25 protein-coding genes are annotated in these 26425 nt (G+C 67.8%); 10 read left to right on the top strand and 15 right to left on the bottom strand.

Going from position 1 to position 26425, the window contains the following annotated elements:
- Positions 1-88 precede the first annotated feature (88 nt).
- Complete coding sequence (locus ACFCQI_RS10075) at positions 89-745, top strand: hypothetical protein (RefSeq protein ID WP_395116281.1); 657 nt, start codon at positions 89-91, stop codon at positions 743-745.
- Positions 746-832: 87 nt separating this feature from the next.
- Here ACFCQI_RS10075 and hemF read toward each other — a convergent pair whose 3' ends face one another.
- A complete protein-coding gene (gene hemF / locus ACFCQI_RS10070; RefSeq protein ID WP_395116279.1) occupies positions 833-1735 on the bottom strand; it encodes an oxygen-dependent coproporphyrinogen oxidase in 903 nt (300 codons plus the stop codon).
- 95 nt (positions 1736-1830) lie between these two features.
- Positions 1831-2514, bottom strand: coding sequence for a YdcF family protein (locus tag ACFCQI_RS10065; protein WP_395116277.1), 684 nt, complete (start codon positions 2512-2514; stop codon positions 1831-1833).
- Positions 2515-2668: 154 nt separating this feature from the next.
- Here ACFCQI_RS10065 and ACFCQI_RS10060 point away from each other — a divergent pair, with 154 nt between their 5' ends.
- Genes ACFCQI_RS10060 through ACFCQI_RS10050 form a run of 3 tightly spaced genes read left to right on the top strand, consistent with a single transcriptional unit; the run spans position 2669 to position 5408 of the window.
- A complete protein-coding gene (locus ACFCQI_RS10060) occupies positions 2669-3862 on the top strand; it encodes a beta-ketoacyl-[acyl-carrier-protein] synthase family protein (RefSeq protein ID WP_395116275.1) in 1194 nt (397 codons plus the stop codon).
- Positions 3859-4650, top strand: a complete 792-nt coding sequence (locus tag ACFCQI_RS10055; RefSeq protein WP_395116273.1) for a beta-ketoacyl synthase chain length factor — start codon at positions 3859-3861, stop codon at positions 4648-4650. Before ACFCQI_RS10060 ends, ACFCQI_RS10055 begins: the two co-directional genes overlap by 4 nt.
- Entirely contained in the window at positions 4647-5408 is a 762-nt protein-coding gene (locus ACFCQI_RS10050) for a glycosyltransferase family 2 protein (RefSeq protein ID WP_395116271.1), read from the top strand. Before ACFCQI_RS10055 ends, ACFCQI_RS10050 begins: the two co-directional genes overlap by 4 nt.
- A 56-nt stretch (positions 5409-5464) precedes the next feature.
- Here the strand turns inward: ACFCQI_RS10050 and ACFCQI_RS10045 are convergent, their stop codons facing one another.
- The 6 genes from ACFCQI_RS10045 to hppD form a co-directional block, all read right to left on the bottom strand.
- Positions 5465-6226: a helix-turn-helix domain-containing protein gene (locus ACFCQI_RS10045; RefSeq protein WP_395116269.1), complete on the bottom strand. Its 762-nt coding sequence runs from the start codon at positions 6224-6226 to the stop codon at positions 5465-5467.
- 35 nt (positions 6227-6261) lie between these two features.
- Positions 6262-7662, bottom strand: a complete 1401-nt coding sequence (gene hemN / locus ACFCQI_RS10040; protein WP_395116267.1) for an oxygen-independent coproporphyrinogen III oxidase — start codon at positions 7660-7662, stop codon at positions 6262-6264.
- Between the two features lie 273 nt (positions 7663-7935).
- Positions 7936-8922: a fumarylacetoacetate hydrolase family protein gene (locus ACFCQI_RS10035; protein WP_395116265.1), complete on the bottom strand. Its 987-nt coding sequence runs from the start codon at positions 8920-8922 to the stop codon at positions 7936-7938.
- A 37-nt stretch (positions 8923-8959) separates the two neighbouring features.
- A complete protein-coding gene (hmgA, locus tag ACFCQI_RS10030; protein ID WP_395116263.1) occupies positions 8960-10288 on the bottom strand; it encodes a homogentisate 1,2-dioxygenase in 1329 nt (442 codons plus the stop codon).
- A 109-nt stretch (positions 10289-10397) separates the two neighbouring features.
- A complete protein-coding gene (locus tag ACFCQI_RS10025; protein WP_395116261.1) occupies positions 10398-10697 on the bottom strand; it encodes a GIY-YIG nuclease family protein in 300 nt (99 codons plus the stop codon).
- A gap of 147 nt (positions 10698-10844) precedes the next feature.
- On the bottom strand, positions 10845-11939 hold the full coding sequence (hppD, locus tag ACFCQI_RS10020) for a 4-hydroxyphenylpyruvate dioxygenase (protein ID WP_395116259.1): 1095 nt from the start codon (positions 11937-11939) through the stop codon (positions 10845-10847).
- Between the two features lie 107 nt (positions 11940-12046).
- Between hppD and ACFCQI_RS10015 the strand changes: the two genes are divergently transcribed.
- The gene (locus tag ACFCQI_RS10015; protein ID WP_395116257.1) at positions 12047-12508 is read left to right on the top strand and encodes a MarR family winged helix-turn-helix transcriptional regulator; all 462 of its coding nucleotides are present in this window, start codon (positions 12047-12049) and stop codon (positions 12506-12508) included.
- Positions 12509-12605: 97 nt separating this feature from the next.
- On the opposite strand, the gene ACFCQI_RS10010 is transcribed toward ACFCQI_RS10015, so the two are convergent.
- Positions 12606-14114: a peptide MFS transporter gene (locus ACFCQI_RS10010; protein ID WP_395116255.1), complete on the bottom strand. Its 1509-nt coding sequence runs from the start codon at positions 14112-14114 to the stop codon at positions 12606-12608.
- 184 nt (positions 14115-14298) lie between these two features.
- Positions 14299-15801 (bottom strand): peptide MFS transporter, encoded by a 1503-nt coding sequence (locus tag ACFCQI_RS10005; RefSeq protein ID WP_395116253.1) that lies wholly within the window; start codon positions 15799-15801, stop codon positions 14299-14301.
- A gap of 177 nt (positions 15802-15978) precedes the next feature.
- On the opposite strand from ACFCQI_RS10005, the gene ACFCQI_RS10000 reads away from it, so the two are divergent.
- The gene (locus tag ACFCQI_RS10000; RefSeq protein ID WP_395116251.1) at positions 15979-16686 is read left to right on the top strand and encodes an ArsR/SmtB family transcription factor; all 708 of its coding nucleotides are present in this window, start codon (positions 15979-15981) and stop codon (positions 16684-16686) included.
- A gap of 14 nt (positions 16687-16700) precedes the next feature.
- Here the strand turns inward: ACFCQI_RS10000 and ACFCQI_RS09995 are convergent, their stop codons facing one another.
- Entirely contained in the window at positions 16701-17549 is an 849-nt protein-coding gene (locus ACFCQI_RS09995) for a tryptophan 2,3-dioxygenase (RefSeq protein WP_395116249.1), read from the bottom strand.
- Between the two features lie 332 nt (positions 17550-17881).
- On the opposite strand from ACFCQI_RS09995, the gene pdhA reads away from it, so the two are divergent.
- From pdhA to ACFCQI_RS09975, 4 genes are all read left to right on the top strand, one after another.
- Positions 17882-18967, top strand: coding sequence for a pyruvate dehydrogenase (acetyl-transferring) E1 component subunit alpha (gene pdhA, locus ACFCQI_RS09990; RefSeq protein ID WP_395116247.1), 1086 nt, complete (start codon positions 17882-17884; stop codon positions 18965-18967).
- 3 nt (positions 18968-18970) lie between these two features.
- A complete protein-coding gene (locus ACFCQI_RS09985) occupies positions 18971-19951 on the top strand; it encodes an alpha-ketoacid dehydrogenase subunit beta (RefSeq protein WP_395116245.1) in 981 nt (326 codons plus the stop codon).
- A 111-nt stretch (positions 19952-20062) separates the two neighbouring features.
- Positions 20063-21463: a dihydrolipoamide acetyltransferase family protein gene (locus ACFCQI_RS09980; RefSeq protein WP_395116243.1), complete on the top strand. Its 1401-nt coding sequence runs from the start codon at positions 20063-20065 to the stop codon at positions 21461-21463.
- Positions 21464-21934: 471 nt separating this feature from the next.
- Complete coding sequence (locus ACFCQI_RS09975) at positions 21935-22708, top strand: DUF2306 domain-containing protein (RefSeq protein ID WP_395116241.1); 774 nt, start codon at positions 21935-21937, stop codon at positions 22706-22708.
- A gap of 88 nt (positions 22709-22796) precedes the next feature.
- On the opposite strand, the gene ACFCQI_RS09970 is transcribed toward ACFCQI_RS09975, so the two are convergent.
- The 4 genes from ACFCQI_RS09970 to ACFCQI_RS09955 all read right to left on the bottom strand — a co-directional run bounded on the left by ACFCQI_RS09970 (position 22797) and on the right by ACFCQI_RS09955 (position 26269).
- On the bottom strand, positions 22797-23441 hold the full coding sequence (locus tag ACFCQI_RS09970) for a DUF6348 family protein (RefSeq protein WP_395121330.1): 645 nt from the start codon (positions 23439-23441) through the stop codon (positions 22797-22799).
- Between the two features lie 2 nt (positions 23442-23443).
- On the bottom strand, positions 23444-23962 hold the full coding sequence (locus ACFCQI_RS09965) for a YgjP-like metallopeptidase domain-containing protein (protein WP_395116239.1): 519 nt from the start codon (positions 23960-23962) through the stop codon (positions 23444-23446).
- A 78-nt stretch (positions 23963-24040) separates the two neighbouring features.
- Positions 24041-25054: a DUF5916 domain-containing protein gene (locus ACFCQI_RS09960; RefSeq protein ID WP_395116237.1), complete on the bottom strand. Its 1014-nt coding sequence runs from the start codon at positions 25052-25054 to the stop codon at positions 24041-24043.
- A 33-nt stretch (positions 25055-25087) separates the two neighbouring features.
- A complete protein-coding gene (locus ACFCQI_RS09955; RefSeq protein WP_395116235.1) occupies positions 25088-26269 on the bottom strand; it encodes a DUF5916 domain-containing protein in 1182 nt (393 codons plus the stop codon).
- Positions 26270-26425: the final 156 nt, after the last annotated feature.

Below are 26425 nucleotides of genomic sequence, written 5' to 3'. Positions count from 1 at the left end.
CGTCAAATCCGCACCCTGCCACAGGTCATGGCAAACCTTTGCCGCGGCGGCGGCATCCTAGAGACTCCCACCGACCACGGAGCCTGCCATGCATCGCATCTCGACCATTCTTCTCCTGTGCACGTTCGCCTTGCTGCCTGCCCTGGCAGTGGCCCGCGACGGCGACATCGACAAGGTCAACGGCGCGGTACGCGTCGAGGCGGGCCAACAGGCCGGCGACGTCAGCTCGGTCAACGGCGCGGTCCATGTCGGCGATGGCGCCACCGTGCGCAAGGCCGGCACGGTCAACGGCGCGGTGGAGCTCGGCGACCGCGCCCAGGCCACCGCGGTGGACACCGTCAACGGCTCGATCACGCTGGGCGAAGCCAGCAAGGTCAGTGGTGACGTCAGCGCGGTCAACGGCAGCATCCGCCTGGCGCGCGGCGCCGAGGTCGGCGGCAAGCTGGGCAACGTCAACGGCGCCATCGTGCTGGATGCCGCCCACGTCGCCGGCGGTCTGGCCACGGTGAGCGGCGACATCAGCGTGGGCGAAAACTCGCGCGTCGAAGGCGGCATCCTGATCGACAAGCAGAACGGCTGGTTCAACTTCAACAGCCGCAAGCCGGTGGTGGTGATCGGCCCGCACGCCGTGGTGCAGGGCACGCTGGAGTTCCGCCGCGAGGTGGAACTGAAAGTCAGCGACAGCGCGCAGATCGGCCCGGTGAAGGGTGCCACGGTGGAGAAGTTCAGCGGGGCCACGCCGTAGGTCAGATCGTAGGGCGGGCAATGCCCGCCGCGGTCGCGACATGCTAACGGGCATCGGCGGGCGGTGCCCGCCCTACGCGCGGCTGCGTCAGACCCAGTCGCGCGGCTTCAGGTAGTCGGCGAGCTTCGCCTCGGCGGAGCCGGCTTCCGGCTGGTACGCATACTCGAAGCGCACGCGCGGCGGCAGGCTCATCAGGATCGATTCGGTGCGGCCGCCGGACTGCAGGCCGAACAAGGTGCCGCGGTCGTAGACCAGGTTGAACTCCACGTAGCGACCGCGCCGGTACAGCTGGAACTCGCGCTCGCGCTCGCCGTACGGCGTGGCCTTGCGCCGTTCGACGATCGGCAGATAGGCATCGAGGAAACCCTGGCCGACGTCACGGGTGAACGCGAAGCAGCGCTCGAAGCCGCCCTCGTTCATGTCGTCGTAGAACAGCCCGCCCACGCCGCGCGTTTCGTCGCGGTGCTTCAGGTAGAAGTACTCGTCGCACCATTGCTTGTAGCGCGGATACACGTCCGGGCCATACGGTTCGCACAGGTCGCGCGCCACGGTATGCCAATGGCGCACGTCCTCGTCCACCGGGTAGAACGGGGTGAGGTCGAAGCCGCCGCCGAACCACCACACCGGCTCCACGCCTTCCTTGCTGGCCTCGAAGTAGCGCACGTTGGCATGCGTGGTCGGCACGTGCGGGTTCTTCGGATGCAGCACCAGCGACACGCCGGTGGCGATGAAGCTGCCGCCGGCCAGCTCGGGCCGGTGCGCGGTGGCGCTGGGTGGCAGCTGATGCCCGTGCACGCGCGAGAAATTCACCCCGGCCTGCTCGAACACCGCGCCATCGCGCAGCACGCGGGTGCGCCCGCCACCGCCCGCCGCGCGGGTCCACGCATCCTCGACGAAGCGTGCGCCGCCGTCGGCCTGCTCGATCGCCGCGCAGATGCGGTCCTGCAGTTCGCGCAGGAAGGTTTCGGCAAGGTCGGCTTGTGCACTCATCGTCTGGCCCGAAAGATTCGATGGCGCCAAGCTTAGCAAGCAGCCGTGCGCGACCGGCTGCGGTGCAGCGCCGCGCCGGCCTGATCCGGCACAATTCAACTGATGCGTGCGGCCATGCGCGCATGCCCGATCAACCGCGCCCAGCGCATGCCGATGTCGATCCACATCAGGTAGCCCGCTTCCAGCACGAGCCGGCCGAGGTAGCGCGCATGCCGCGGCAGCGTCGGTTCCGCCGCCACGGCAATGCTGTCGAAGCCGAGCCGCTGCGCCAGCAGCAGACAGCGCGCAAGGTGGTAGCGGCTGGTCACCAGCGCCACCGGCGGCAGGTGGCCTCGTTCCAGCAGCAGCCGGCGCGCATGGCGCAGGTTCTCCAGCGAGTCGATCGAATCCTGTTCGAGCTCCACGCGCACGTCGCCGGTCAGCTCGTGCTGGCGCAACCAGGCCTCGCCGGCAGCGGCCTCGCTCAGCTCGCTGCCGCTGCAACCGCCGAGCAGCAGCAGATGATCGGTCTGTTGCTGCCGTGCCAGGACCAGCGCGCGCTGCAGGCGCTGCCGGTAATCATGGCCGGGCGCGTCATGTTCCAGCCGGCGGCCGAACACCAGCACGGTCATCCGTCGCGGCGGCGACAGCGGGCTGCGCGTGGCGATGCGCCATACATGGACCAGATAGCCGAGCCAGACCAGGCCGGCACTCAGCACCACGACCAGCCCGGTGACCACTGCCGCATGCAGCACGTCGGCGTCGCGCAGGTATTTCGAGGGTTTTCGCGGGGCGGACACGCCAAGGCATCGTCGGTGCGGGAGACGCGACAGCTTAACGGTGTACGACGTTCGCGGCATCTTCATGCCGTGCTGGCCACGATCGGACTCCGCCGATGGTCGCAGGCTAGGCAAGCTGCAGGGCGACCGCTAGGCTTTCGCGATGCCTCATGTGATGACACCTCTCGCGGTCACCGCGCACACCGCCACGTCGGCACTCGGCCACGGGCTCGACGCCCAGCTCGACGCGTTGCGCGGCGAGCGCAGCGGCCTGCGTCCGAACGATTTCAGCAGTGCGCCGCTGACATGCTGGATCGGCCGCGTCGATGGCCTGGAAACCGCCGCGCTGCCCGCCGCGCTCGCGTCATGGGATTGCCGCAACAACCGGCTGGCCTGGCTCGGCCTGAATCAGGACGGCTTCCTCGACCGCGTGCGCGCCGCGCGCGCGCGCTACGGCGCCGGCCGCGTCGCCTTGCTGCTGGGCACCTCCACCGCCAGCATCGGCGCCACCGAGGAGGCGTATCGGCGGCTCGACGCCGACGGCGGTTTTCCCGACGACATGCTGCGCCCGGCGATCCACGCGCCGCATTCGCTGGCCGCCTTCGTGGCCGCGGCGCTGGCACTGGAAGGGCCGTGCCTGACCGTCTCCACCGCCTGCTCGTCCAGCGCCAAGGTGTTCGCCAGCGCCGAGCGGATGCTGCGGCTGGGCCTGATCGACGCGGCCGTGGTCGGCGGCGTGGACACCTTGTGCGACAGCGTGCTGTTCGGTTTCAACGCGCTGGAACTGGTCTCGCCCGAGCCGTGCCGGCCGTTCGACGCGGCGCGCAACGGCATCTCGATCGGCGAGGCCGCCGGCTTCGCGCTGCTGGAGCGCATCGACACCGCACCCGATGCACCCCGCCTGCTGGGCTACGGCGAATCCAGCGACGCGCACCACATGTCCACGCCGCACCCGCAAGGACTCGGTGCGGAGCTGGCACTGAACGACGCGCTGGCGCGCGCCGGGCTCGATCCTGCGCAGGTCGGCTACATCAACCTGCACGGCACCGCCAGCCAGAAGAACGACGAAGTGGAAGCGGCGCTGGTCGCGCGCGCCTTCCCGGCTACCACGCGGGCCAGCTCCACCAAGGGTTTCACCGGCCACACGCTGGGTGCCGCAGGCATCGTCGAGGCGACCATGGCGCTGCAGGCGATCGAACACGACCTGGTGCCCGGCAACCTCGGCGGCGACACGCCCGACCCGGTCTGCGGCGCGCAGTTCGCCTGGCACAACGAGCAGCAGCGCATCGACGTGGCACTCAGCAACTCGTTCGGCTTCGGCGGCAACAATGCCTGTCTGGCCTTCGCCCGCGCGGGGTTCGTCGCATGAGCGACTTGCGCGTCTACGTCGAAGGCATCGGCCTGTGGTCGCCGCAGCTGGCCGACTTCGCCGCATTGCGCAGCCTGCTCGTCGGACAGACGCCAGCGCCGCCGCCGGCGCGCCCCACTGCCGCCACGCTGCCGCCGAACGAGCGCCGGCGCGCACCGGCCAGCGTGCTGCTGGCGATCGAGGCGGCCGGACAGGCGGTCGCGATGAGCGGCTGCGACGCCGCCACGCTGGCGTGCGTGTTCGCCTCCTCGCACGGTGACCAGACGATCACCGATTACATGTGCGCCACGCTCGCCCATGCGCCGGCCGAGCTGTCGCCGATCCGCTTCCACAACTCGGTGCACAACGCCGCTGTCGGCTACTGGACCATCGCCACCGGCTGCCACGCGCCGTCCACCGCGATCGCCGCGCAGGCAGCCAGCTTCGGTGCCGGCCTGCTCGAAGCGGCCAGCCAGGTGCTGACCGAGCAACGCGCGGTGTTGCTGGTGTGCAGCGACGGCGCCGGCAGCTGGCCACTGGCCGAAGTCACCGACTGCGACCAGCCCTTCGCCTGCGCGCTGGTGCTGGCCCCTGCGGCGGGCGCGGCCACGCTGGCCCGGCTCGACCTGCAGCTGGCCCCGCCGCAGCCCGACGATGCCCTGCCCGAGCCACTGGCCGGTTGGTGCCGGGGCAATCCATCGGCCCGCAGCCTCGCCCTGCTCGCCGTGCTGGCCAGTAATGCGGGATCATGCCGGCTGGCCGCTGCCCCCACGCTGGGATTGCAGATCGCCATGGAGAAGGTCGCGTGAATACATCCACCGCACGCTGGTGCGTCCTGATCCCCTGTCTCAACGAGGAGGCGGCGATCCGCGCAGTGATCGAATCCGTGCTCGCGCTGGAGGCGCCGGTGATCGTGATCGACGACGGCTCGGACGATCGCACGCCGGATATCGCTGCCAGCCTGCCGGTAACCCTGCTGCGCCACGAACAACGCTGCGGCAAGGGCGAGGCGCTGCGCCGGGGCTTCCGCGAGGCGCTGCGCCTGGGCTACGACGCGGTACTGACGATGGACGGCGACGGCCAGCACCTGGCCAGCGACATCCCGCGCATCGTCGCCGCCGCCGCGCGCTACCCGCAACACATCGTGATCGGCGCGCGGCTGCTGGACAAGGCGCAGCAACCGAAGGGCCGTCGCCGGGCCAACGCGGTCGCCGACTGGGGCATCTCGTGGGCCTGCGCCCAACCGGTGGCCGACACCCAGAGCGGCCAGCGCTGGTATCCGCGCGAGGCACTGGAACTGGTCGACCTGGCCGCGGAGAACTTCGTGTTCGAGGCCGCCATCCTGATCGCCGCCTCGCGCGAGAAGAAACTCGGCATCGTCTCGGTGCCGATCGCCTCGCGCTACCACGGCACGTTCCGCCCCAGCCACCTGAAACCGGTGCGCGACGTCACCCGCATCACCACCTACACGATCGGCCGGGTGATCCACTACGGCGACATCATCGCCAGCTATCGCCGCTCGCGCGCGCGTCCGCGAGTGATCGAGGAAGCCGTGCCGGCAGCTTAGAGACACCATGGCCAAGTCCTCGCTGGAACGACGGCCTGGTCAGAACACCTTGGAACTCAGTCCGGCAGCAGCGCCTGGCCGAGCTGGCGCAGGGCATCGGGGTTGAGCAGCTCCAGTTCGCGACCCTCGATGCGGATCAGGTTCTGGCTGCGGAAGCGGCTCAGCACGCGGCTCACCGTTTCGGCGGCCAGGCGCAGGTAGTTGGCGATGTCGCCGCGCGACATGCTGAGGTGGAAGCGCGTGGCGGAGAAACCGCGCGCGGCATAGCGTCCGGCGAGATCCATCAGGAACGCCGCCATGCGCTCGTCCGCGCTGTGGTCGCCGGCCAGCAGGCTGGCGCTGCCCAGTTCCTTGCTCAACAGGCGGAACAGGTGCTTCTGCACTGCCGGTATGCGCGAGGCCAGCGCGCTCATCGCGGGGAAGGAGAAGCGGCAGAAGAACGAGGTATCCAGCGCCACCGCGTCGCACGGGAAATGCTCGGGGTAGATCGCGTTGAGGCCGATCACCTCGCCGGGCAGGTAGAAACCCAGCACCTGCTCGCGGCCCTCCTTGTCCACCATGCGGGTTTTGACCGTGCCGCTGCGCACCGCGAAGATCGCGCGGAACGGATCGCCGGTGCGGAAGATGTGCTCGCCGGCACGGAACGGCCCGACATGCTCGACCAGGCATTGCAACTGCGCCAGCTCGGGCTTGTTGTAGCCCGCAGCGATGCAGGCACTGGAGAACGCACAGGTACCGCAGAAGTGCGCCTCGTCGCCGTCGTCGGCAATCGGATTGGGCGGCTCGGGCAGGCGCCCTGCCGGGTGCTTGGAATCCATGATGCGATCGGGTTGCCTGGTCGGAGCTGCGTGGATCAGATCACGCGCGAATAGCGCGCCGCCTGTGCCTTGTCGTCGAGATAGGCGTCAAAGCACATGGCGATGATACGCAACAGCAGACGGCCCCGCGAGGTCACCCGCACCTCGCGCGCGTCGTCTTCCACCAAACCGTCGGCCACCAGCGGCGCGAGGCGTTCGCGCGCGCGCACGAAATATTCGTCGAACAGCAGCCGATGGCGCGCACCGAACTGCTGCTTGTCGACCACCCCGTGGCACATCAGCTCGCCGATCAGCTCGCGCCGGATCAGGTCGTCCTCGTCCAGCTCCAGCCCGCGCGCCACCGGCAGCCGGCCAGCGTCCAGCGCCCCGTAATAGCCCATCAGGTCGCGCGCGTTCTGGCTGTAGCTGTCGCCGATGCGGCCGATCGCGCTGACGCCCAGCCCCACGATGTCGCAGTGGCCGTGGGTCGAATAGCCCTGGAAATTGCGTTGCAGCGTGCCGGCGCGCTGCGCCAGCACCAGTTCGTCGGTGGCCTTGGCGAAATGGTCCATGCCGACATAGACGTAACCCGCCGCCGACAGCTGCGCCACCGCGCGGCCGAACAGGGCCAGCCGCGTGGCGGCGTCGGGCAGGTCGGCTGCGGCGATTTGCCGCTGCGCCTTGAACATCTCCGGCAGGTGCGCGTAGCCGTAGACGGCCACGCGATCCGGGTCGAGCGACACCACCTGCTCCAGCGTGCGGCTGAAGCCCTCGACGGTCTGCAGCGGCAGGCCGTAGATCAGATCCACGCTGGTCGAGCGGAACCACGACTTGCGCGCCGCCTCGAGCACCTCGCGGGTTTGCTCGAAACTCTGGATGCGGTTGACTGCTTCCTGCACCGCCGGGTCGAAATCCTGGATGCCCACCGACATGCGGTTGAAACCCAGCTCGCCCAGGCCGTGCACATAGGCACCGTCGGCGAAGCGCGGGTCGATCTCGATGCCGAATTCGCGATCCGCCGCGCGGCTGAAGCTGAAATGCCGCGCCAGCGATTCCAGCAGTTCGCCCATCTGGCGGATGTCGAGGAAGTTGGGCGTGCCGCCGCCGAAGTGCAGCTGGCGCACCGGACGGTCGCGGTCGAACAACGGCGCGATCAGCTCGATCTCGCGGTACAGCCGTTCGAGGTAGCGATCGGCCTGACTGTGGTCGCGCGTGATGATGCGGTTGCAGCCGCAGTAGAAGCACGGGCTCATGCAGAACGGCACGTGCACGTACAGCGAGAGCGGGCGCGGGATCGGCTCCTCGTTGGACGCCCGGATCACGCCGCGCAGCACGGTTTCGTCGAATTCGGTCTTGAACTGCGGCGCCGTCGGATAGCTGGTGTAACGCGGACCGGCCACGTCGTAACGGGCAATCAGCGCAGGGTCGAAGTCGGGAGGTTCGATGGGAGTGGCCATGGGGACGAGTCTGTCCACCCCCCTGCCCGTCCGCCTTGATCCGGATCAACCCGCCGGAAGTCGCGTCAACCTGCCGCAGCGTCTTTGATGCAGGGAATGGAGAATAGGGAATCGGGAATCGGGGAAACACGCACGCCGAGGTGCTCCCGCTGGCGAAACGCTTCACACGCAGGCATCGCCCGTCCTCGGTGAAGCGCTTGGCTCGCGCGGCGTGTCGACGGGCATGATGCTCTATTCCCTATTCCCTATTCCCTATTCCCCATTCCCGGCCTTTCAGCGCTTGAGCGGTTCGACCTGCTGCTCGATGGAGCCGAAGATCGAGGCGCCGGCGGCATCGATGACGTCGATCTTCAGGCGGTCGCCGAACTTGAGGAACGGCGTAGACGGCTTGCCATCGCGCAGCGTTTCCACGGTGCGCTGCTCGGCCAGGCAGGAGGCGCCCTTGCCGGTGTCCTGGTTGGCGATGGTGCCGGAGCCGACGATGGTGCCGGCGGTGAGCGGGCGCGTTTTCGCCACGTGGGCCACCAGCTCGGCGAAGGAGAACTGCATGTCCACGCCGCACTCCGCCTCGCCGAACCAGGCGCCGTTGAGCCAGGTGCGCATCGGCAGGTGCAGCTTGTCACCCTGCCAGGCGTCGCCCAGTTCGTCCGGCGTCACCAGCACCGGCGACAGCGCGGAGCGCGGCTTGGACTGCAGGAAGCCGAAGCCCTTGGCCAGCTCGCCCGGAATCAGTCCGCGCAGGCTGACGTCGTTGACCAGGCCCACCAGCTGGATGTGTCCGGACGCCTGCGTCGGCGTCGCCGCCATCGGCACGTCGTCGGTGACCACGATCACTTCCGCTTCCAGGTCGATGCCGAAATCCTCGCTGGGTACGACGACCGGATCGCGCGGGCCGAGGAAGCCGGCGCTGGTGGCCTGGTACATCAGCGGGTCGGTGTAGAACGAGGCCGGCACCTCGGCGCCGCGCGCCTTGCGCACGCGCTCCACGTGCGGCAGGTAGGCCGAGCCGTCGACGAACTCGTAGGCGCGCGGCAGCGGCGAGGCCAGCGCGTGGACGTCCAGCGCAAAGGCGCCAGCGGCATGTCCGGCATTCAACTCTTCGGACAGCGCATTGAGCCGCGGCGCCGCGTTCGACCAGTCGTCCAGCGCCGCCTGCAGCGTCGGCGCGATGGCGTCGGCCTTCACCGCGCGGGAGAGGTCGCGGCTGACCACGATCAGCGTGCCGTCGCGGCCGCCTTCCTTGAGAGATCCGAGTTTCATCGTGTCGCCTTGTATGTGCTTCGTGGATGGATGGCCGTCACGGCGCGAAGTGCTTCGCGATGCCCTGCCAGCAGGCGTAATAGTTCTGCTGCAACTGCGGCGCGTCCAGCGCCTGCTGCGTGGGCCGGATCACCTTGCGCGTCTCGAACATGAAGGCCATGGTGGCGGTGATGACGTCAGGCTTGGACAGGTCGGCAGTCGAAGCCTTTTCGAACGTCGCCGCATCCGGGCCGTGCGCGCTCATGCAGTTGTGCAGCGAGGCGCCGCCGGGCACGAAGCCCTCGGCCTTGGCGTCGTACACGCCGGTGATCAGGCCCATGAACTCGCTGGCCACGTTGCGGTGGAACCACGGCGGCCGGAACGTGTGCTGCGCGACCAGCCAGCGCGGCGGAAAGATCGCGAAATCCACGTTTGCCGTGCCGGCGGTGTCGCTGGGCGAGGTCAGCACGGTGAAGATCGACGGATCGGGATGGTCGACGCTGATCGAGCCGATCGTGTTGAAACGGCGCAGGTCGTACTTGTACGGCGCGTAATTGCCGTGCCAGCCGACCACGTCCAGCGGCGAATGGCCGATCTTCGCCGACCACAACGCACCCTGGAATTTCGCCACCAGTTCGAACGCGCCCTCGACGTCCTCGTACGCTGCCACCGGGGTGAGGAAGTCGCGCGCGTTGGCCAGGCAATTGGAGCCGATCGGGCCGAGATCCGGCAGCCGCAGCAGCGCGCCGAAGTTCTCGCAGACGTAACCGCGCGCCTCGCCATCGAGCAGGTCCACGCGGAAGCGCACGCCACGCGGAACCACCGCGATCTCCTGCGGCTCCAGCTCGATCACGCCCAGCTCGGTGGCCAGCCGCAGCCGACCCTGTTGCGGCACGATCAGCAGCTCGCCATCGGCGTCGTGGAAGAACCGCCCCTGCATCGAGCGATTAGCCGCATACAGATGGATGCCGATGCCCGCCTGCTCCGCCGGCCCGCCATTGCCGGCCAGGGTGACCAGGCCGTCGATGAAATCCGTCGGCTGCGCCGGCAGCGGCAGCGGATCCCAGCGCAACTGGTTCGGCGTGGCCGGCGCCTCGTCGAAACGGTTGTGGAAGGTGGCATGCGCCAGCGGCTGGAACGGCTGATGCACCGCCGCCGGGCGGATGCGATACAACCAGCTGCGCCGGTTGCTGTGGCGCGGCGCGGTGAATGCGGTGCCGGAGAGCTGTTCGGCGTAGAGGCCGTGGGCCACGCGCTGCGGCGAGTTCTGGCCGACGGGCAGCACACCCTTGATCGCCTCGCTGGCGAATTCGTTGGCGAAGCCGGATTGGTAGCCTGGTGACAGGTTCACTGCGGGTGCTCCGAATTTCGTGTTCAAGGTAGCCATGCCCTTCGACTTCGCCTGTCCTGAGCTTGTCGAAGGGCTCAGGGTGATCGGTTCTCACCGTACCGTTCGCGCTGAGCGTAGCTTGCGCAGCAAGCGGAGTCGAAGCGACTCAGGGCGAGCGTTGATGCTGGTGCTTGCCCTTGGCCAAGCCGCCAATCTTTTTCCAATCGCCTGCCATGTACGCCAGCTTCTTCGCACGACTCCAGCCTTTCAGTTTGCGCTCCATGACCAGGGCTTCGTAACGCGTTTCAAAACCTTCCGTGTGGAGCAATTTCAGTGGGCGCCGGCTTGAGGTGTGGACGCTGCCCTTGCCTTCGTCATGCTGCGCCAGCCGTTTGCTCGGATCGTCGGTATGACCGATGTAGAAACTGCCGTCGGCGCATTCGAGGATGTACAGGGTGAATTCCATTTCGCTGGCTTCCTTGCCGTCTGGTCGCTTGCGTGCCCTTCGACTTCGCCGCTGCGCGGCTAAGCTCAGGGTGATCGGTTCAGACAATCCGCTCGCCCTGAGCGTAGGCCCGAAGGGCCGAAGTCGAAGGGTCGCCCGAGTCCGGGACTACAGAACCCCGCGCTTCATCTGGTCCCGTTCGATACTCTCGAACAGCGCCTGGAAATTTCCCTCGCCGAAACCTTCGTTGCCCTTGCGCTGGATGATCTCGAAGAAGATCGGGCCGATGCAGTTCTGGGTGAAGATCTGCAGCAGCAGGCGCTTCTTCGTTTCCTTGTCGGCGTCGATCAGGATCTTGTTCTTCGCCAGCCGCGGCACGTCCTCGCCGTGCCCGGGGATGCGCTCGTCGATCACCTCGAAATAGGTGTCGGGGGTGTCGAGGAATTCCACGCCGGCCGCGCGCATCTTCTCCACCGTGGCGTAGATGTCGTCGGTGAAGCAGGCGATGTGCTGGATGCCTTCGCCGTGGTAGGCGTCGAGGTATTCGTTGATCTGGCTCTTCGGGTCGTTCGACTCGTTCAGCGGGATGCGCACGACGCCGTCCGGCGCGGTCATCGCCTTGGAGACCAGGCCGGTCTTGGCGCCCTTGATGTCGAAGTAGCGGATTTCGCGGAAGTTGAACAGCTTCTCGTAGTAGTCCGACCACTTCTGCATGTTGCCGAAGTACAGGTTGTGGGTGAGATGGTCGATGAAGGTGAGGCCGAACCCGGTCGGGTTCTGCTCCGCCCCCGCGATCGCCACGTAATCGGCGTCGTAGATGCTGCCGAGGTTGCCGTAACGGTCGACCAGGTACAGCATGCAGTCGCCGATGCCCTTGATGACCGCCGCGTTGACCGCCTTGCTGGCTTCCTTGTGGCCGACCTGCTCGCCGCCGTTGTCGAGCACCGCCTGCAGCACCTGCGCGCCGGGCTTGCGGAAGCGGATGCCGAAACCGCAGGCGCTGGGGCCGTGGGCCTTGGCGAAATCCGCGGCGAAGGAATCGGGGTCCTCGTTGACCAGGAAGTTCACGCCGTTCTGCCGGTAGACGGTGATTGGCCGCGACTTGTGTTTCAGCACTGCCGCGAAGCCCATCCGCTTGAACAGTTCGTGCAGCTCCCCGGCACGACCGGCGGGCGCGGCGAACTCGACGAATTCGAAGCCGTCGATCCCCATCGGGTTGTCGAAGGTGCTGACCTGCATGCCAAGGTTGGGCTGGGCGTTCATGGCGCTCTCCTGATTGTCGGTGCACGATGGCCGCCCACGAGCGTGCCATCACCACTGGTAATCCTTCGTTATAGTTACAAATGAAACCAATTGCAAGGAACCCGTCCATGTCCCTCCGCCACAAGAGCACGCCGGCCCGCGCCGAGCACGCCCCGTTGCAACTGGAGCACTTCCTGCCCTACCGGCTGTCGATCCTGTCCAACACGATCAGCCAGACGATCGCCGACGACTACCAGAGCCGCCACGATCTCTCGGTGACGGAATGGCGGGTGATGGCGGTGCTGGCCCGCTTCGAAGGGCTGTCCGCGCGCGAGGTGGCCGAGCGCACGGCGATGGACAAGGTGGCGGTGAGCCGCGCGCTGGCGCGCCTGGTCGCCGCGGGCCGGGTGGATCGCACGGTGCACGACAACGACAAGCGCCGCTCGGTGCTCAAGCTCAGCGCCGCCGGCTGGGCCATCCACGACGACGTCGCCCCGATGGCCCGCGCCCGCGAACGTGAAGTGCTGGCCAAACTCGATGCCGAGGAGCGCCAGTGGCTGGAGCGGATACTGGACAAGCTGCTGGCCTGAAGGCCGAGAATGGGGAATAGGGAATCGGGAATGGGAGAGCACAGCGCCGCGGCGTGAGCTTTGACGATTCTCCATTCCCTATTCCCCATTCCCGGCCTCAACGCACCCCGTGCATCAACCGGTTCACCAGCGGCGCGATGGCGAGCAGCAGCACGCCGGCGCCGAGCAGCAGCCAGAAGCTGAAAGTGAAGCCGTCGAGTGCGGCGCTGGCGGTGAGGCCGTGGGTGCCGGTGATGCGGCTGGCGAACAGGCCGGACAGGTTGCCGCCCACCGCCAGTGACAGGAACCAGCCGCCCATCGCGAAGCCCACCAGCTTCGGCGGCGCCAGCTTGGTCACCATCGACAGGCCGATCGGCGACAGGCACAGCTCGCCCAGGGTCTGCATCACGTAGCACAGCACCAGCGGCCAGAACGGGATCAGCCCGTCGGTGCCCAGCAGCTGTCCCAGTGCGTACACCAGCACCAGGAAACCCAGCGCGTTGAAGACCAGGCCGAAGCCGAACTTGCGCGGGATCGAGGGCTCGCGCCGGCGCCTGTCCAGCCACGCCCACACCGCCGCCACCAGCGGCGCGAACACGATGATGGCCAGCGGGCTCACCGACTGGAACCAGCCCACCGGGAAGGTCCAGCCGCCGAACAGCCGGCGATCCACCAGGTTCTCGGCGAGGAAATTGAAGGTGGTGCCGAGCTGGTAGTAGAACATCCAGAACAGCACGTTGAAGGCGAAGATGATCAGCATCGCGATCACCCGCCGGGTCTGCACCCGGCCGTGCCGCGCCGCCTCCGTCAGCAGCATCGCCGCCACCACCACGAACAGCGCACCCAGCACCCATTGCAGGCCGCGCGCGCCGATGCCCGAGAGCAGCCAGTACATCACCGGCACCGCGGCGAGCGCGCCGGCCGCCACCCACAGCACGCGCCAGCGGCTTTCCGCGCCGTTCGCAGGCCGGCCCACGCCCTTGAGCTGGCGCCGGCCGAACCAGAACCACAGCAGGCTCAGCAGCATGCCCACGCCGGCGGTGATGAACACCAGCCGGTAATTCTGCTCCAGCGGGGTGGCGGTGAACTGCGCGGCCATCCAGCCGGTAAGCAGCGGCGCAATCAGCGCGCCCGCATTGATGCCCATGTAGAACAGGGTGAAGCCGCGGTCGCGGCGCGGGTCGTCGCGGCCGTAGAGCTGGCCCACCATCGAGGAGATGTTCGGCTTGAACAGGCCGTCGCCGACGATCACCAGCGCCAGCCCGAGCAGCAGCATCACGCGGTCGGGCAGCGCCAGCACGAACAGTCCCGCCGCCATCACCGCCGCACCGAGCAGGATCGTGCGCTGATAGCCGATCAACTTGTCCGCCACCCAGCCGCCGAAGATGCCGGTGCCATAGATCAGTGCGGTGTACGAACCGAAGATCGCGCTGGCCCAGGCCTGGCCCGAACTGTCGCCGTGGTAGAACTCGGCCACGATGTACAACGCCAGCGCCCAGCTCACGCTGTAGAACGCGAAGCGCTCCCAGAACTCGGTCATGAACAGCATCCACAGCGGTCGCGGATGCCCGAGCAATGGCGGGAAATCAGGCGTCGGGACGACGTCGACGGTACCGGTCTGGCTCATGCAAGTCCTTCATCGGCATGCGTGAGGCAGCCGCAAGCGCCCAGATGTAACCGGGCGCCAAGCGTCGCGTCAATGGTTGAGAGTCAGGGAGTGGGGAATCGGGAATCGGGAATCGGAAGAGCGGGACGAGGCTTCGCGTTGCCGCTTTGACCATTCCCTATTCCCTACTCCCTATTCCCTGCCTTCACCTAACCCCGTGCATCAGCTTGTTGATCAGCGGCGCGAGCAGGAACAGCAGCACGCCGCCGCCGAGCAGGATCCAGAAGCCGGAGGTGTAGCCGGAGAGGGCCGAGTCCACGGTCATGCCGGACTCGCCGCTGACGTGGGCGGCGAACAGGCCGGCCAGGTTGTTGCCGATCGCGGTGGACAGGAACCAGCCGCCCATGCCCAGCCCGACCAGCCGCACCGGCGCCAACTTGGTCACCATCGACAGGCCGATCGGCGACAGGCACAACTCGCCGGCGGTCTGCAGCACGTAGCACAGCACCAGCGTCCACAGCGGAATCATGCCGTTGTCGCCGACCAGGCTGGACAAGGCATACATCAGCACCGCGAAACCCAGCGCGTTGCCGATCAGGCCCAGGCCGAACTTGCGCGGGATCGACGGCTCGATGCGCCGCTTGTCCAGCCAGCCCCAGGCCAGTGCGATCAGCGGCGCCAGCAGCACGATCGCCACCGGGTTGACCGACTGGAACCAGCCGATCGGGAACATCCAGCCGCCCAGGTCGCGATCCACGATGTGCTGCGCCAGGAAGTTGAACGAGCTGCCGGCCTGTTCGAAGAACATCCAGAACAGCACGTTGAAGGTGAAGATGATCAGCATCGCGATCACCCGCTGGATCTGCACGCGGCCGGTGCGGATCGCCTCGATCACCAGCATCACGCCCACGCCCAGGAACAGCGCGGTAAGCAGCCACTGCAGCACCACCGCGCCGGCGCGATCCATCAGCAGGTACACCAGCGGGATCGCCACCAGCACGCCAATCGCCACGTACACCACGCGCATCGGGTTGGCCATCTCCGGGGAGGGCCGGCCGACCGGACCGAGCTGGCGCCGGCCGAACCAGAACCACACCAGGCTGATCAGCATGCCCACGCCGGAGGCGGCGAACACCACGTTGTAGCTGTGGTGCCCGGGCGTGCCGAACACCTTGTTGGCCAGGATGCTGGTCAGCACCGGCGCAATCAGCGCACCGGCGTTGATGCCCATGTAGAACAGCGTGAAGCCGCGGTCGCGGCGCGAGTCGCCCGGCGCGTAGAGCTGGCCGACCATCGAGGAGATGTTCGGCTTGAACAGGCCGTTGCCGACGATGATCGTGGCCAGGCCCAGCATGAACACCTCGTGGCTGGGCAGCATGATCATGAACAGGCCGGCCGCCATCACCACCGCGCCGAGCAGGATCGAGCGCTGGTAGCCGAGGATCTTGTCGGCCACGTAGCCGCCGAACACCGCGGTGGCGTAGACCAGCGCCAGGTACGCGCCGTAGGTGCGGCTGGCATCCGCCTGGCCGGCGTCGTTGCCGTCCCAGAACTGCGCCACGATGTAGAGCGTGAGCGCCCAGCGCATGCCGTAGAACGCGAAGCGCTCCCAGAACTCCGACATGAACAGCATCCACAGCGGTCGCGGGTGGCCAAGCAGTTGCGGGTATTCCGGCAGCGGCGCGGCCGTGGAGTTGCTCGTCGTCATGGGGTTTCCGTGAGAGTGATGCGCCAGCTGCGGCCGGCGTGGTCGCAAGATATTGCGTCGAAGATGTAACCGGCCCACGGCGCGCCGTCAACCCGCGGCACGCCGGCGCACCGTCGCCACCGCCATGCTTCGTCGCGCGACGAAACCTCCCCGCGGCCGCCGACTTACACTGCGGGCATGCGCAAAACCGTCTGGCCCGAACACCTGTTCAAACCCGCCGCCGCACTGGCCGAACCCAGCCGCGCCGCGATGCTCGCAGCCCTGCTGGATGGCGTCGCCCTGCCTGCCGGCGAGCTGGCCCAACTGGCCGGCATCAGTGCCGCCACTGCCAGCGCGCACCTGGCGCGACTGGTCGCCGAGGGCTTCGTCGCGGTCGAGCCGCAGGGCCGCCACCGCTACTACCGGTTGGCCAATGCCGACGTGGCCGCCGCCCTGGAGGCGATGGCCAGCCTGATGCCACGACCGCCACCGCGCCAGCGGCCGGGCGATCCGTCGCTGTGGCGTGCGCGGTTGTGCTACCACCATCTGGCCGGCCAGCTCGGCGTGCTGTTGCGCGAATCGCTGCTGCAACGCGGCTGGCTGCAACTCGATGGCGACGGTTGCGGCCTCAGCCGGGCAGGACGCGACGCGCTGCAGCGGCTCGACCTGCTGGCCGCCGACAGCCCGGCCACCTTGCGCGGCCGGCTATGCCTGGACTGGACCGAACGCCGCCATCACGTCGGCGGTACGCTGGGACGCGATCTGGCGCACGGCATGATCGATCGGGTCGGCTGGCTGCGCCGGCGGCCGAGCAGCCGCGCACTGACACCTACCCCGCTGGGCGCGGCGGCGCTGGCGCGCGAGTTCGGCATCGACGCCGACGCGCTCGACGCCGTTTCCGGCTGAGCGAGTCGCCGTCGTCAGACGCCGAGTTCGGTGCGCACGTCGAGCAACTCGGGGAAAAACTCCAGGTCCAGTGCCTTCTTCAGGAAACTCACCCCGGACGAGCCGCCGGTGCCGCGGCGATGGCCGATGATGCGCTCCACCGTCTTCATGTGGCGGAAGCGCCACAGCTGGAAGCTCTCCTCCACGTCCACCAGCTGCTCGCACAGGTGGTACTCCGGCCAGAAATCCGCACGGCCCTCGTAGATGCGCTTGAGTACCGGCAGCAGGCCCGCGTTGCGGCGGTAGGGCTGGGTCCAGTCGCGATCGAGCAGCTCGGCCGGCACCGCATGGCCGCGGCGCGACAGGTAGCGCAGGAACTCGTCGTACAGGCTGGGTGCCTCCAGCACCGCACGCAATCCGGCCTGCGCGACCGGGTCATGCGCGAACACCTTGAGCATCGCCGCATTCTTGTTGCCCAAGGTGAACTCGATCTTGCGGTACTGCAGCGACTGGAAACCCGACGATGGCCCCAGCACGCCGCGGAACTCCAGGTATTCCGACGGAGTGAGCGTCTCCAGCACCGCCCATTGCTCGAACAGTTGGCGCTGCACCTGCTTCACCCGCGCCAGGATCTTCAGGCAGGCATCGACATCATCGCGCTGCAGGTGCGCCACCGCGGCGGTGAGCTCGTGCAGCATCAGCTTCATCCACAGCTCGGCCACGTGGTGCTGCACGATGAACAGCATCTCGTCGTGATGCGGCGGATTGCTCAGCGGCTGCTGCGCCGACAGCAAGGTGTCCAACTGCAGGTAGCCGCCGTAGGTGATCTGTCCGTTGAGGTCGGTCTGGATGCCCGCTTCGAGATCGCGCTGGTTGTCGCTCATGGTGTTCCGTCGTGTCATCGGAAACGGGCATGGTAACGGCTGGGGCGACGCATGAACCTTGATCCAGGACAGAGGCGCAGCCCTCCCCGTGCGCGATGCTTTCCGGAACGGAATCCGGGATTCGCGGAAGCATCGCGCACGGAGTGCTCTCCTGCAGGGGTTTCGGGCTCCGCAACCGCCCTTCCATACCGCCACGCATGCTGCACTGTACCTTGCAGTGCAACATGCCAGCCTGTTATCAAGCGCGGTCTTGCGCAGTCGTTTGCGGCCCGATCGCAACCGGCGGGACATGCGCCACCAGGTTTTCCTCTGTACTCACTCCGGAGCGAGTCGTGACCATCGCCGCCAAGTTTGAAATCGAATACCTGCAGTACCTCGATGCCGAAGGCAAGGAAGTCCGCAAGGATCTCCCGGCCTTCGCCAAGGACCTCGACCACATGGTCGAGCTGTACAAGCTGATGCTGTCCACCCGCGTGTTCGACGCCAAGTCGATCGCGCTGCAGCGCACCGGCAAGCTGGGCACCTACGCCAGCTGCCTCGGCCACGAGGCTGCCCATGTCGGCATCGGCAGCGCGATGAAGCCCGAAGACGTCTACGCACCGAGCTACCGCGAATACGGCGCGCAGCTGTATCGCGGCGTGCAGCCGCGCGAGGTCTACATGTACTGGGGGGGCGACGAACGCGGCAACGACTACCAGAAGGAGCCGGCGCGCCACGACTTCGCGTGGAGCGTGCCGATCGCCACGCAATGCCTGCACGCGGCCGGCTCGGCGCTGGCGTTCAAGATCCGCGGCGAGAAGCGCGTGGCGGTGTGCACCATCGGCGACGGCGGTTCGTCCAAGGGCGATTTCTACGGCGCGATCAACATCGCCGGCGCGCAGAACCTGCCGCTGGTGGCGGTGATCGTCAACAACCAGTGGGCGATCTCGGTGCCGCGCAAGATCCAGTCCGGTGCGCCGACGCTGGCACAGAAGGGCATCGCGGCCGGCCTGTTCTGCATCCAGGTCGACGGCAACGACATCATCGCGGTGCGCAAGGCGATGGAGGACGCACTCGATCGCGCGCGCAACGGCGAAGGCGGCAGCGTGCTGGAACTGGTCACCTATCGCCTGGGCGACCACACCACCGCCGACGACGCGCGTCGCTACCGCGGCAAGGAAGAGGTCGACGAGGCCTGGGCCAAGGAGCCGATGAAGCGCCTGCGCAACTGGCTGGTGAAGAAGAAAGTGTGGGACGACGCCAAGGAAGAGGCGTGGAAGGCCGAATGCGACGAGTGGATGGACAACGAGGTCAACGCGTACCTGGAAACCAGGACCCAGCCGGTCTCGGCGATGTTCGACTACACCTTCGCGGAGCTGCCCGCCGACCTCGAAAAACAGCGCGACCACGTTCTCTCGCTTGACCAGAAGGCCCACTAAGCCATGGCACAAATCACTCTCATCGAAGCGGTCACCCAGGCGCTCGCCTACGAAATGGCCCATGACGAATCGGTCGTGGTGCTGGGCGAAGACGTCGGCGTCAACGGCGGCGTATTCCGCGCCACCCAGGGCCTGCAGGAAAAATTCGGCGAACTGCGCGTGCTCGACACGCCGCTGGACGAAACCACCATCGCCGGCGTCACCGTCGGCCTCGCCGTGCAGGGCATGAAGCCGGTCGCCGAGGCGCAGTTCGAGGGCTTCATCTACCCGATGATGGAGCAGATCGCCTGCCATGCGGCACGCATGCGCAACCGCACCCGCGGCCGCCTCACCGTGCCGGCCGTGTGGCGTGCGCCGTGGGGCGGCGGCATCCGCGCACCGGAGCATCACTCCGAGGCCAACGAGCACCTGTTCACCAATATCCCCGGCCTGCGCGTGGTGCTGCCCTCCTCCCCGGCGCGCGCCTACGGCCTGCTGCTGGCCGCGATCCGCGACCCCGATCCGGTGATGTTCTTCGAGCCCAAGCGCATCTACCGCCAGTACAAGGAAGAGGTGCCGGACGATGGCGAAGCCCTGCCGCTGGACGTGTGCTTCGTGCTGCGCGACGGCAGCGACGTCACCATCGTCACGTGGGGCGCGCAGGTGAAGGAGTCGCTCGAAGCGGCCGACGCGCTGGCCGCCGAAGGCATCAGCGCCGAAGTGATCGACGTGGCCACGCTGACCCCGCTGGACTTCGACACCATCGCCGAGTCGGTGGCCAAGACCGGTCGCTGCGTGATCGTGCACGAAGCCCCCAAGACCGCCGGCTTCGGCGCCGAGATTGCCGCTCGCCTGGCCGAGGAATGCATCTACGACCTGCTTGCCCCGGTCGAACGCGTCACCGGCCCCGACACCCACATCCCGCTGTTCCGCCTGGAAATGAAATACCTGCCGAGCGTGGAACGCGTCGTCGACGCGGCGAAGCGCACGTTGGCGGCAAGCTGAGCTTGCCGCCGGGAATCGGGAATAGAGAATAGGGAATGGGCAAAGCCAAAGCGCAATGCCCGCCCGCTCTTCCGATTCCCCATTCCCTATTCCCTATTCCCGGAAAAACCAATGGCTGACATCAAGACGTTCTACCTCCCCGACCTCGGCGAAGGCCTGCCCGACGCGACCGTGGTCGAATGGCACGTGAAGGTGGGCGACACCATCAAGCTCGACGCGCCGCTGTGTTCGATGGAAACCGCCAAGGCGGTGGTCGACGTGCCCTCGCCCTACACCGGCAAGGTCGTCAAGCTGCATGGCGCACCCGGCGACATCATCGAGACCGGCGCCGCGCTGGCCGAGTTCGAACCCGATCCGAACGCCAAGCAGCGCGCCGAGGCCGAGGCCACCGGCCACCACCACGGCCCGAAAAAGCCGGCCGCCGGCGTCGGCACGCCCACGCCGAACCCGGACGACGCCGACGACCAGGTGATCGCCTCGGACGAAGGCGGCGAGATCGCGCAGACCGGCAAGGAGCGCGAGGACGAAGGCACCGTGGTCGGCGCGATGGTCAGCGGCAACACCGTGCACGTCGAGCAGGCCGCCAGCATCGGCGGCGTGAAGGCGGTGCCGGCGGTACGCGCGCTGGCGAAGAAACTCAAGGTCGACCTCTCCCGCGTGCGCCCCAGCGGCGCCGGCGGCGTGGTCACGATGAAGGACGTCAAGGACGCCGCCGCGAACGGCACCGCCGCGCTCGGTGCCGCGCCGGCACGCGCTGTGCCGGCCTCTGCCGGACGCCATCTGGCGCCCGAACTGCCGCGGCCGGAACCGCAACGCAGCCCGGTCTCGCTGGCCGGCAAACCGGTGCGCACCGCGCCGCCGAGCGTCACCGCCAGCGGCCAGCCGGAACAGTTGAAGGGCGTGCGCCGCAACATGGCCCGCGTGATGGCCGACGCCCACGCGCAGGTCGTGCCGACCACCCTGGTCGACGACGCCGACCTGCACGCCTGGATCGGCAAGCAGGACATCACCGCGCGCCTGATCCGCGCGATCGTCGCCGCGTGCAAGACGGTGCCGGCGCTGAACGCGTGGTTCGACGGCAAGAACCTCACCCGCACGCTGCACCCGCAGGTGGACATCGGCATCGCGGTGGACACCGACGACGGCCTGTTCGTGCCGGCGTTGCGCAACGCCGACATGCTCGACGCGGCCGGCATCCGCACCGCGATCAAGCGCCTGCGCACGCAGGTCGAGGACCGCACCATCCCGGCCTCCGAGTTGTCCGGCTACACCATCAGCCTGAGCAACTTCGGCATGTTCGCCGGCCGCTACGCCACGCCCGTCGTGGTGCCGCCGACCGTCGCCATCATCGGCGCCGGCAAGCTCGGCCACGACGTGGTGGCGGTGATGGGCGGCATCGAAGTGCACCGGCGCATGCCGATCAGCCTGACCTTCGACCACCGCGCCGCCACCGGCGGCGAAGCCGCCCGCTTCCTCAAGGCGCTGCTGGACGATCTGTCCCTGCCGAACTGAGCGGGCGACCCCCGGCAGAAAACAGGGCGCCCGCGGGTGCCCTGTTTCTTTCACGCTCGCGGGCGGGCACGGCCCGCCCGTTCCCGGACAACATCCTGCGCTACCGGCGACGCGCAGTACCGCCGTACCCGATCCAGATCCGTTCGCACTTGAGGGCGAGGAAGTCGAGGCGCTGCCCTCCGACTTCGGGCGCGCAGGCCGGCGCGCGGGGAAACCGGTCGGCGGCAGCGCTCGCCGTCGTCTCCCACCGTGCCTCGGCAACCTCAAACCGCCGTCCGTCGCCTGACGTGTTCCCGGCAATGCCGCCACTGGCAACACTGCCGGGCAATGCACTCCGGAACCGGCCCGATGACTCCTCCGCCCGACGCGACGACGCCTGCCAGCGACAGCCTTTGCGCCTCCGATCCACGGATACGCAATTCACCGGCGGCGGCCTTCGCTGGCACGCGACCACCTGCGCACGGAAAATCCGTGCTGCAGGCCGCGGCGACGGGCTGGTTCGTGGTGGCCGGACTGGGCCAGCTGATCTTCGTCGCGTACCTGTTCGGCTTTTACGGCCGCACCGCGCTGCTCGGCCAATTCGACGCCTGGAACCGGATCTTTCCACGCGCCCACGTGGCGGGAGATCCGCTGCACAACGCCGCGGTGGCCGCGCACCTGGCTTTCGCGGCGCTGATCACCATCGGCGGCCTGCTTCAGTTGGCGACGGGCGTGCGGCGGCGGTTCCCGCGTTTCCATCGCTGGAACGGACGCATCTATCTCGCCTCGGCGTTCGTGATGGGCGTGGGTGGCCTGGCGATGGTATGGACGGGAACCAAGGTGGGCGGCCCATGGCAGCACGTCGCGATCAGCATCAACGCGATCCTGATCCTGTTGTGCGCGGCGATGGCGTTGCGCCACGCCATGGACCGTCGCTTCGCACTGCATCGGCGCTGGGCGCTGCGCCTGTTCCTGGCGGTGAGCGGCGTGTGGTTCTTCCGCATCGGCCTGACGTTCTGGATATTGCTGAACCAGGGGCCGGCGGGTTTCGACCCGGAGACGTTCACCGGGCCGGCGCTCACCATCCTCGCGTTCGCCCAGTACCTGCTGCCGCTGGCCGTGCTCCAGCTCTACTTCCACGCGCAGGAACGAGGCGGGTCGCGCGGACGCACGGCCATGGCCGCGAGCCTGTTTGCCGCGACGCTGCTGACGGCAGCCGGCATCTTCGCCGCGTCGATGATGCTGTGGTTGCCGCATCTGCGGTAGCGCCAGCTTGCTATCGCTGCGCCATGCCCGCCAGGGATTCACCACCCAAACCGGAAGACTTCGCGCGTGCCCGGCGGGTGGCGCCCGTTCAATAATCGCGCACGTCCAGCAACAGGAAACAGCGCGCGCTGTAGTCGCCGGCTTGCGGCCATGCGACGCTGGCGAGCGCCAGCGTGCCGGCGGTCCACAGCTCGTTGTCGAGCAGTGCCTCGCAGCGCGAATCGCCATCCGCGGCATGGCTGTGCACGAGGCGAACCCAGTGCAGTTCGGGGCTGAGCGCTTCGCGCTTCAATGCCGTCTCGATCGACGCCAGCGCCTCGGTGGGCATGCTGGCGGCATCCGCGCCGCGTGCACTGAACGGGCCGATGAACACGTCCCACGTGCGCACGCCGATCTCCCACGCGGCAATGCGCATGCGGCGGTCGTCGGTGACGTACCAGCACGCGGCCAGCAGCGGGTGGAACGCATCGTGCTCGAACGCGCGCAGCGCGTCGCGGCAACCGGTGTCGCCGCCGCCCGCTCCGGCGAAGCTCTCCTCGATGTAGCGCTCCTCGCTCAGCACCACGTCGACGTCGAGCCGGCCGGGCTCGCTCGCCGCACCCGCATGCCAGGCAGCGCGGATCGCCGGAAAATCGCCGTCGGTGACCAGCCAGCCGTCCTCGTCCGCTTCCAGCTCGACGTCGTGGCGCTCGAACAACTGCAACAGGTATTTCTGCAACGCCGCGCTGTCCATCGTCATGCCTGCGAGGGGGTGGTGTCGTTCGACGGCAGCTCGCGCCAGGTCAGGTAGACACGCAGGTCGAACTCCAGCTGATGGTAGTCCGGCAACATGTGCGTGCACAGCTGGTAGAACGCCTTGTTGTGCTCCATCTCTTTCAGGTGCGCCAGTTCGTGCACCACGATCATCTGCAGGAACTCCGGCGCAGCGGCCTTGAACAGGCTGGCCACGCGGATCTCCTTTTTCGCCTTGAGCCGCCCGCCCTGCACGCGCGAGACCGCGGTGTGCAGGCCAAGCGCGTTGCGCAGCACGTCGAGCCTGGCGTCGTACAGCACCTTGTCGATGCCGGGTGCATTCTTCATGTGCTTCTGTTTCAAGGCAGCCACGTAGGCATACAGCGCCTTGTCGCTCTGCACGTCGTGGCGCGCCGGGTAACGCCTGGCCAGGTGCTCGCCCAGGCGCTCCTGCGCGATCAGCGCGCGCACCTTGCCCTGCAGCGTGGCGGGGTATGCCTGGAGATACTTGAGCGCGACCATGCGGCCATTCTCGCACTGCGCCGCCTCGATCCGGGTGGAGCGCCCACGGAAGTCGCGCGGATGCGACGACGCGCGCCGCTACATGTCGAAGCGGTAACTCAGCTTGACCAGCAGTTGCTCGTCGTCGCGCAACGCAAAGCTGTTGCCGAGGACATCGCCCGTGTGGCGCGCCAGGCCATCCATCGCGTAACCGCCGCGGCCGTAGACCACGTACAGGTAGGACAGCGGAGCCAGCTCGTAGCGGTAGCGGATCTGCAGGCCGAGGTTGCGCACGTTGAAGTCGTCGATCGGCTCGTCGCTGGCCTCGGCGCGACCGCTGGCGCCGACGCGGTAGCCGCCGCGCAGGCGAGCGTCCAGCCCGATCGCCTGCAGCTTCACGCGCAGTTCCTGGCGCGGGTCGATGGCCCAGTCGAAACCGGCATCGAGTTGCAGCGTGTGCTGGTCGAAGCGACCGATCAGGTTGTCGTGCTGCCAGACCAGCCAGTCCGGAATGCGCTGCCAGGACGGCCCGGCGTACACGCTGAAGGCGTCGTTGATGAAGTAGGTGGGCACGAACTCGATGTCGAAGGCGGCCTGCCGGTTGCCGCCGAGGCCGCCGGTGAAAACCTCCGCATCCAGCTTGAACGCCCAATCGCCGTGGCGCGGACTGATGCGCTCGTAGAAGAAATCCAGCGACGGCGGCAGGAACAGCGCGCCATGCCCGCGCGTCAGCAAGTCGTCCCAGCCGGCCGTGTTGACGTTGAGCTGTGCATCCTCGGTGGTGCCGTCGCGCAACGTGCTGGTGCGGCGGATGCGCAATTGCCGCCGCAGGCGCAGGCCGTGGTCGTTGTCCAGCGCGTCGACGCGGAAATGCCAGTCGTGCGAGCTGTAGGCCGAGTCCGCCGGCAGCGAGGCGTAGCGCTTGCGCACCTCCCAGTGGGCGTAGTTGAAATTGTTGCGTTCGAGGTAGCCGAAATCGTTGACCTGCAGCCGGTCGCCGAAGTGCATGCCCAGCCATTGCTGGCGCCAGCCGTCGCCCATTTCCAGGTCGGCGATGACGGTGCCGCCGCTGTCGCGCGTGTGCGTTCCCGATTGCAGGATGTCGCTGGCCACCACGTTGGTGGCGATGGTCAGCTGCGCGGTGGGCTACCAGTGGTGATCGACGCCGAGCACGGTCGCCTCGCGATCCAGCCATGGCCGGTCGACGCGGGTCAGCAGCATGCCCAGGCTCTGCGTGCCGAAGTCGTGGGTCACCCGCGCGGCCCCGAAGAAGCGCCCGGCCTGACCGTCCTCGTCGGCGGCCAGCACGCCGTAGCTGGTGGTGCCGACGCTGCCGTTGAGCTTCACCGCGGCGTCGATGTCCGCCGCGCCCATGCCATCGTCCGAAGGACCACCGACGCGGCGCGTGTAGACCAGCTGGCTGTTGTCGTCGAGTAGGCTGAAATCGAAGATGCCCTGGTTCTCGGTGAAGAACGGGCGCTTGTCGCTGACGTAGGTTTCGGTGGCGCCGAAGTTGACCACCAGGTCGTCGCTCTCGACCTGGCCGAAATCCGGGTTCAACGCCGCGGTCAGCTGGAACTGGCCGTTCGGTTTCCACAGGATGTCGGCGCCCTGCTGGAAATGGCTGCGGCCGCGCACGTTGTCGTACAGGCCCGACGCATACGGCGTGATCGCAAACAGCGACTGGTGGTACTGCGGCACCTCGATCCGCTCGAACTCGGACAGGAAGCGCGGGCGCATGAAGCTGGCCACCGGCCATGCGTCGCGTTCGCCGGTGGAGCCGGTGACGCGATCGAGATAGATGCCGAGCGTGCGCTGGCCTTCCTTCGCCGCATGCATCGGCGCGGTGTACCAGGGGATCAGGATCTCCACGCTCCAGCCGGCCGCATCTTCGCTCACCGCGTGCTGCCAGCTGCCGTCCCAGTCCTTGTTGAACCGGCTCTCGTTGGTGATCACCGCATCGTTGATGCCGTTGGTCGAGCTGACCACGAAATCGTAGCCGGTGCGCCCGTCGCCGTTGAAGTCGACCATCACGTTGACGCGGTCCACCTGGTCGTCGAAATCGCGCTGCACGCGCTGGCGCGTGCGCGGCACCTCCGGTGGCTGGTCGCAGCGGAACGCCACCGCCAGCCCCTCCGGCGTCGCCAGCACCCAGGCCTCGGTATGCAGCGTGCCGGGCTGGCCGTTGAGCGGTTGGGTCTGGCGAAAATCGGTGATGTGTCGTGCGCCGGCCCACTCGGCCGGCTGGATGTGACCGTCAATCTCGACGGCGAGCGCTGGCGCCGAGGCCGCGGCCAGGGTCAGGAACAACAGGCATGCAAGGCGCATGTCGGGGAATCCACGGGGAAAGAATGCCGCGCGGCGCAGTGGAACCGGCGCGCTCGGCATGGGGTAGATGCACAGCTTGCCGCGAAGGTTTGAATTCCTCGACGGCCATTGGTCATGCAAAGGGCATGACGCAGGCGCGGCCCGCGCCGCGCCGGG

It is taken from the genome of Rhodanobacter sp. FW102-FHT14D06 (genome assembly GCF_043950705.1).
Taxonomy (GTDB): Bacteria; Pseudomonadota; Gammaproteobacteria; order Xanthomonadales; family Rhodanobacteraceae; genus Rhodanobacter.
Note: the sequence above shows the minus strand (reverse complement) of the source record. Positions and strands in the feature narration are given on the sequence as shown.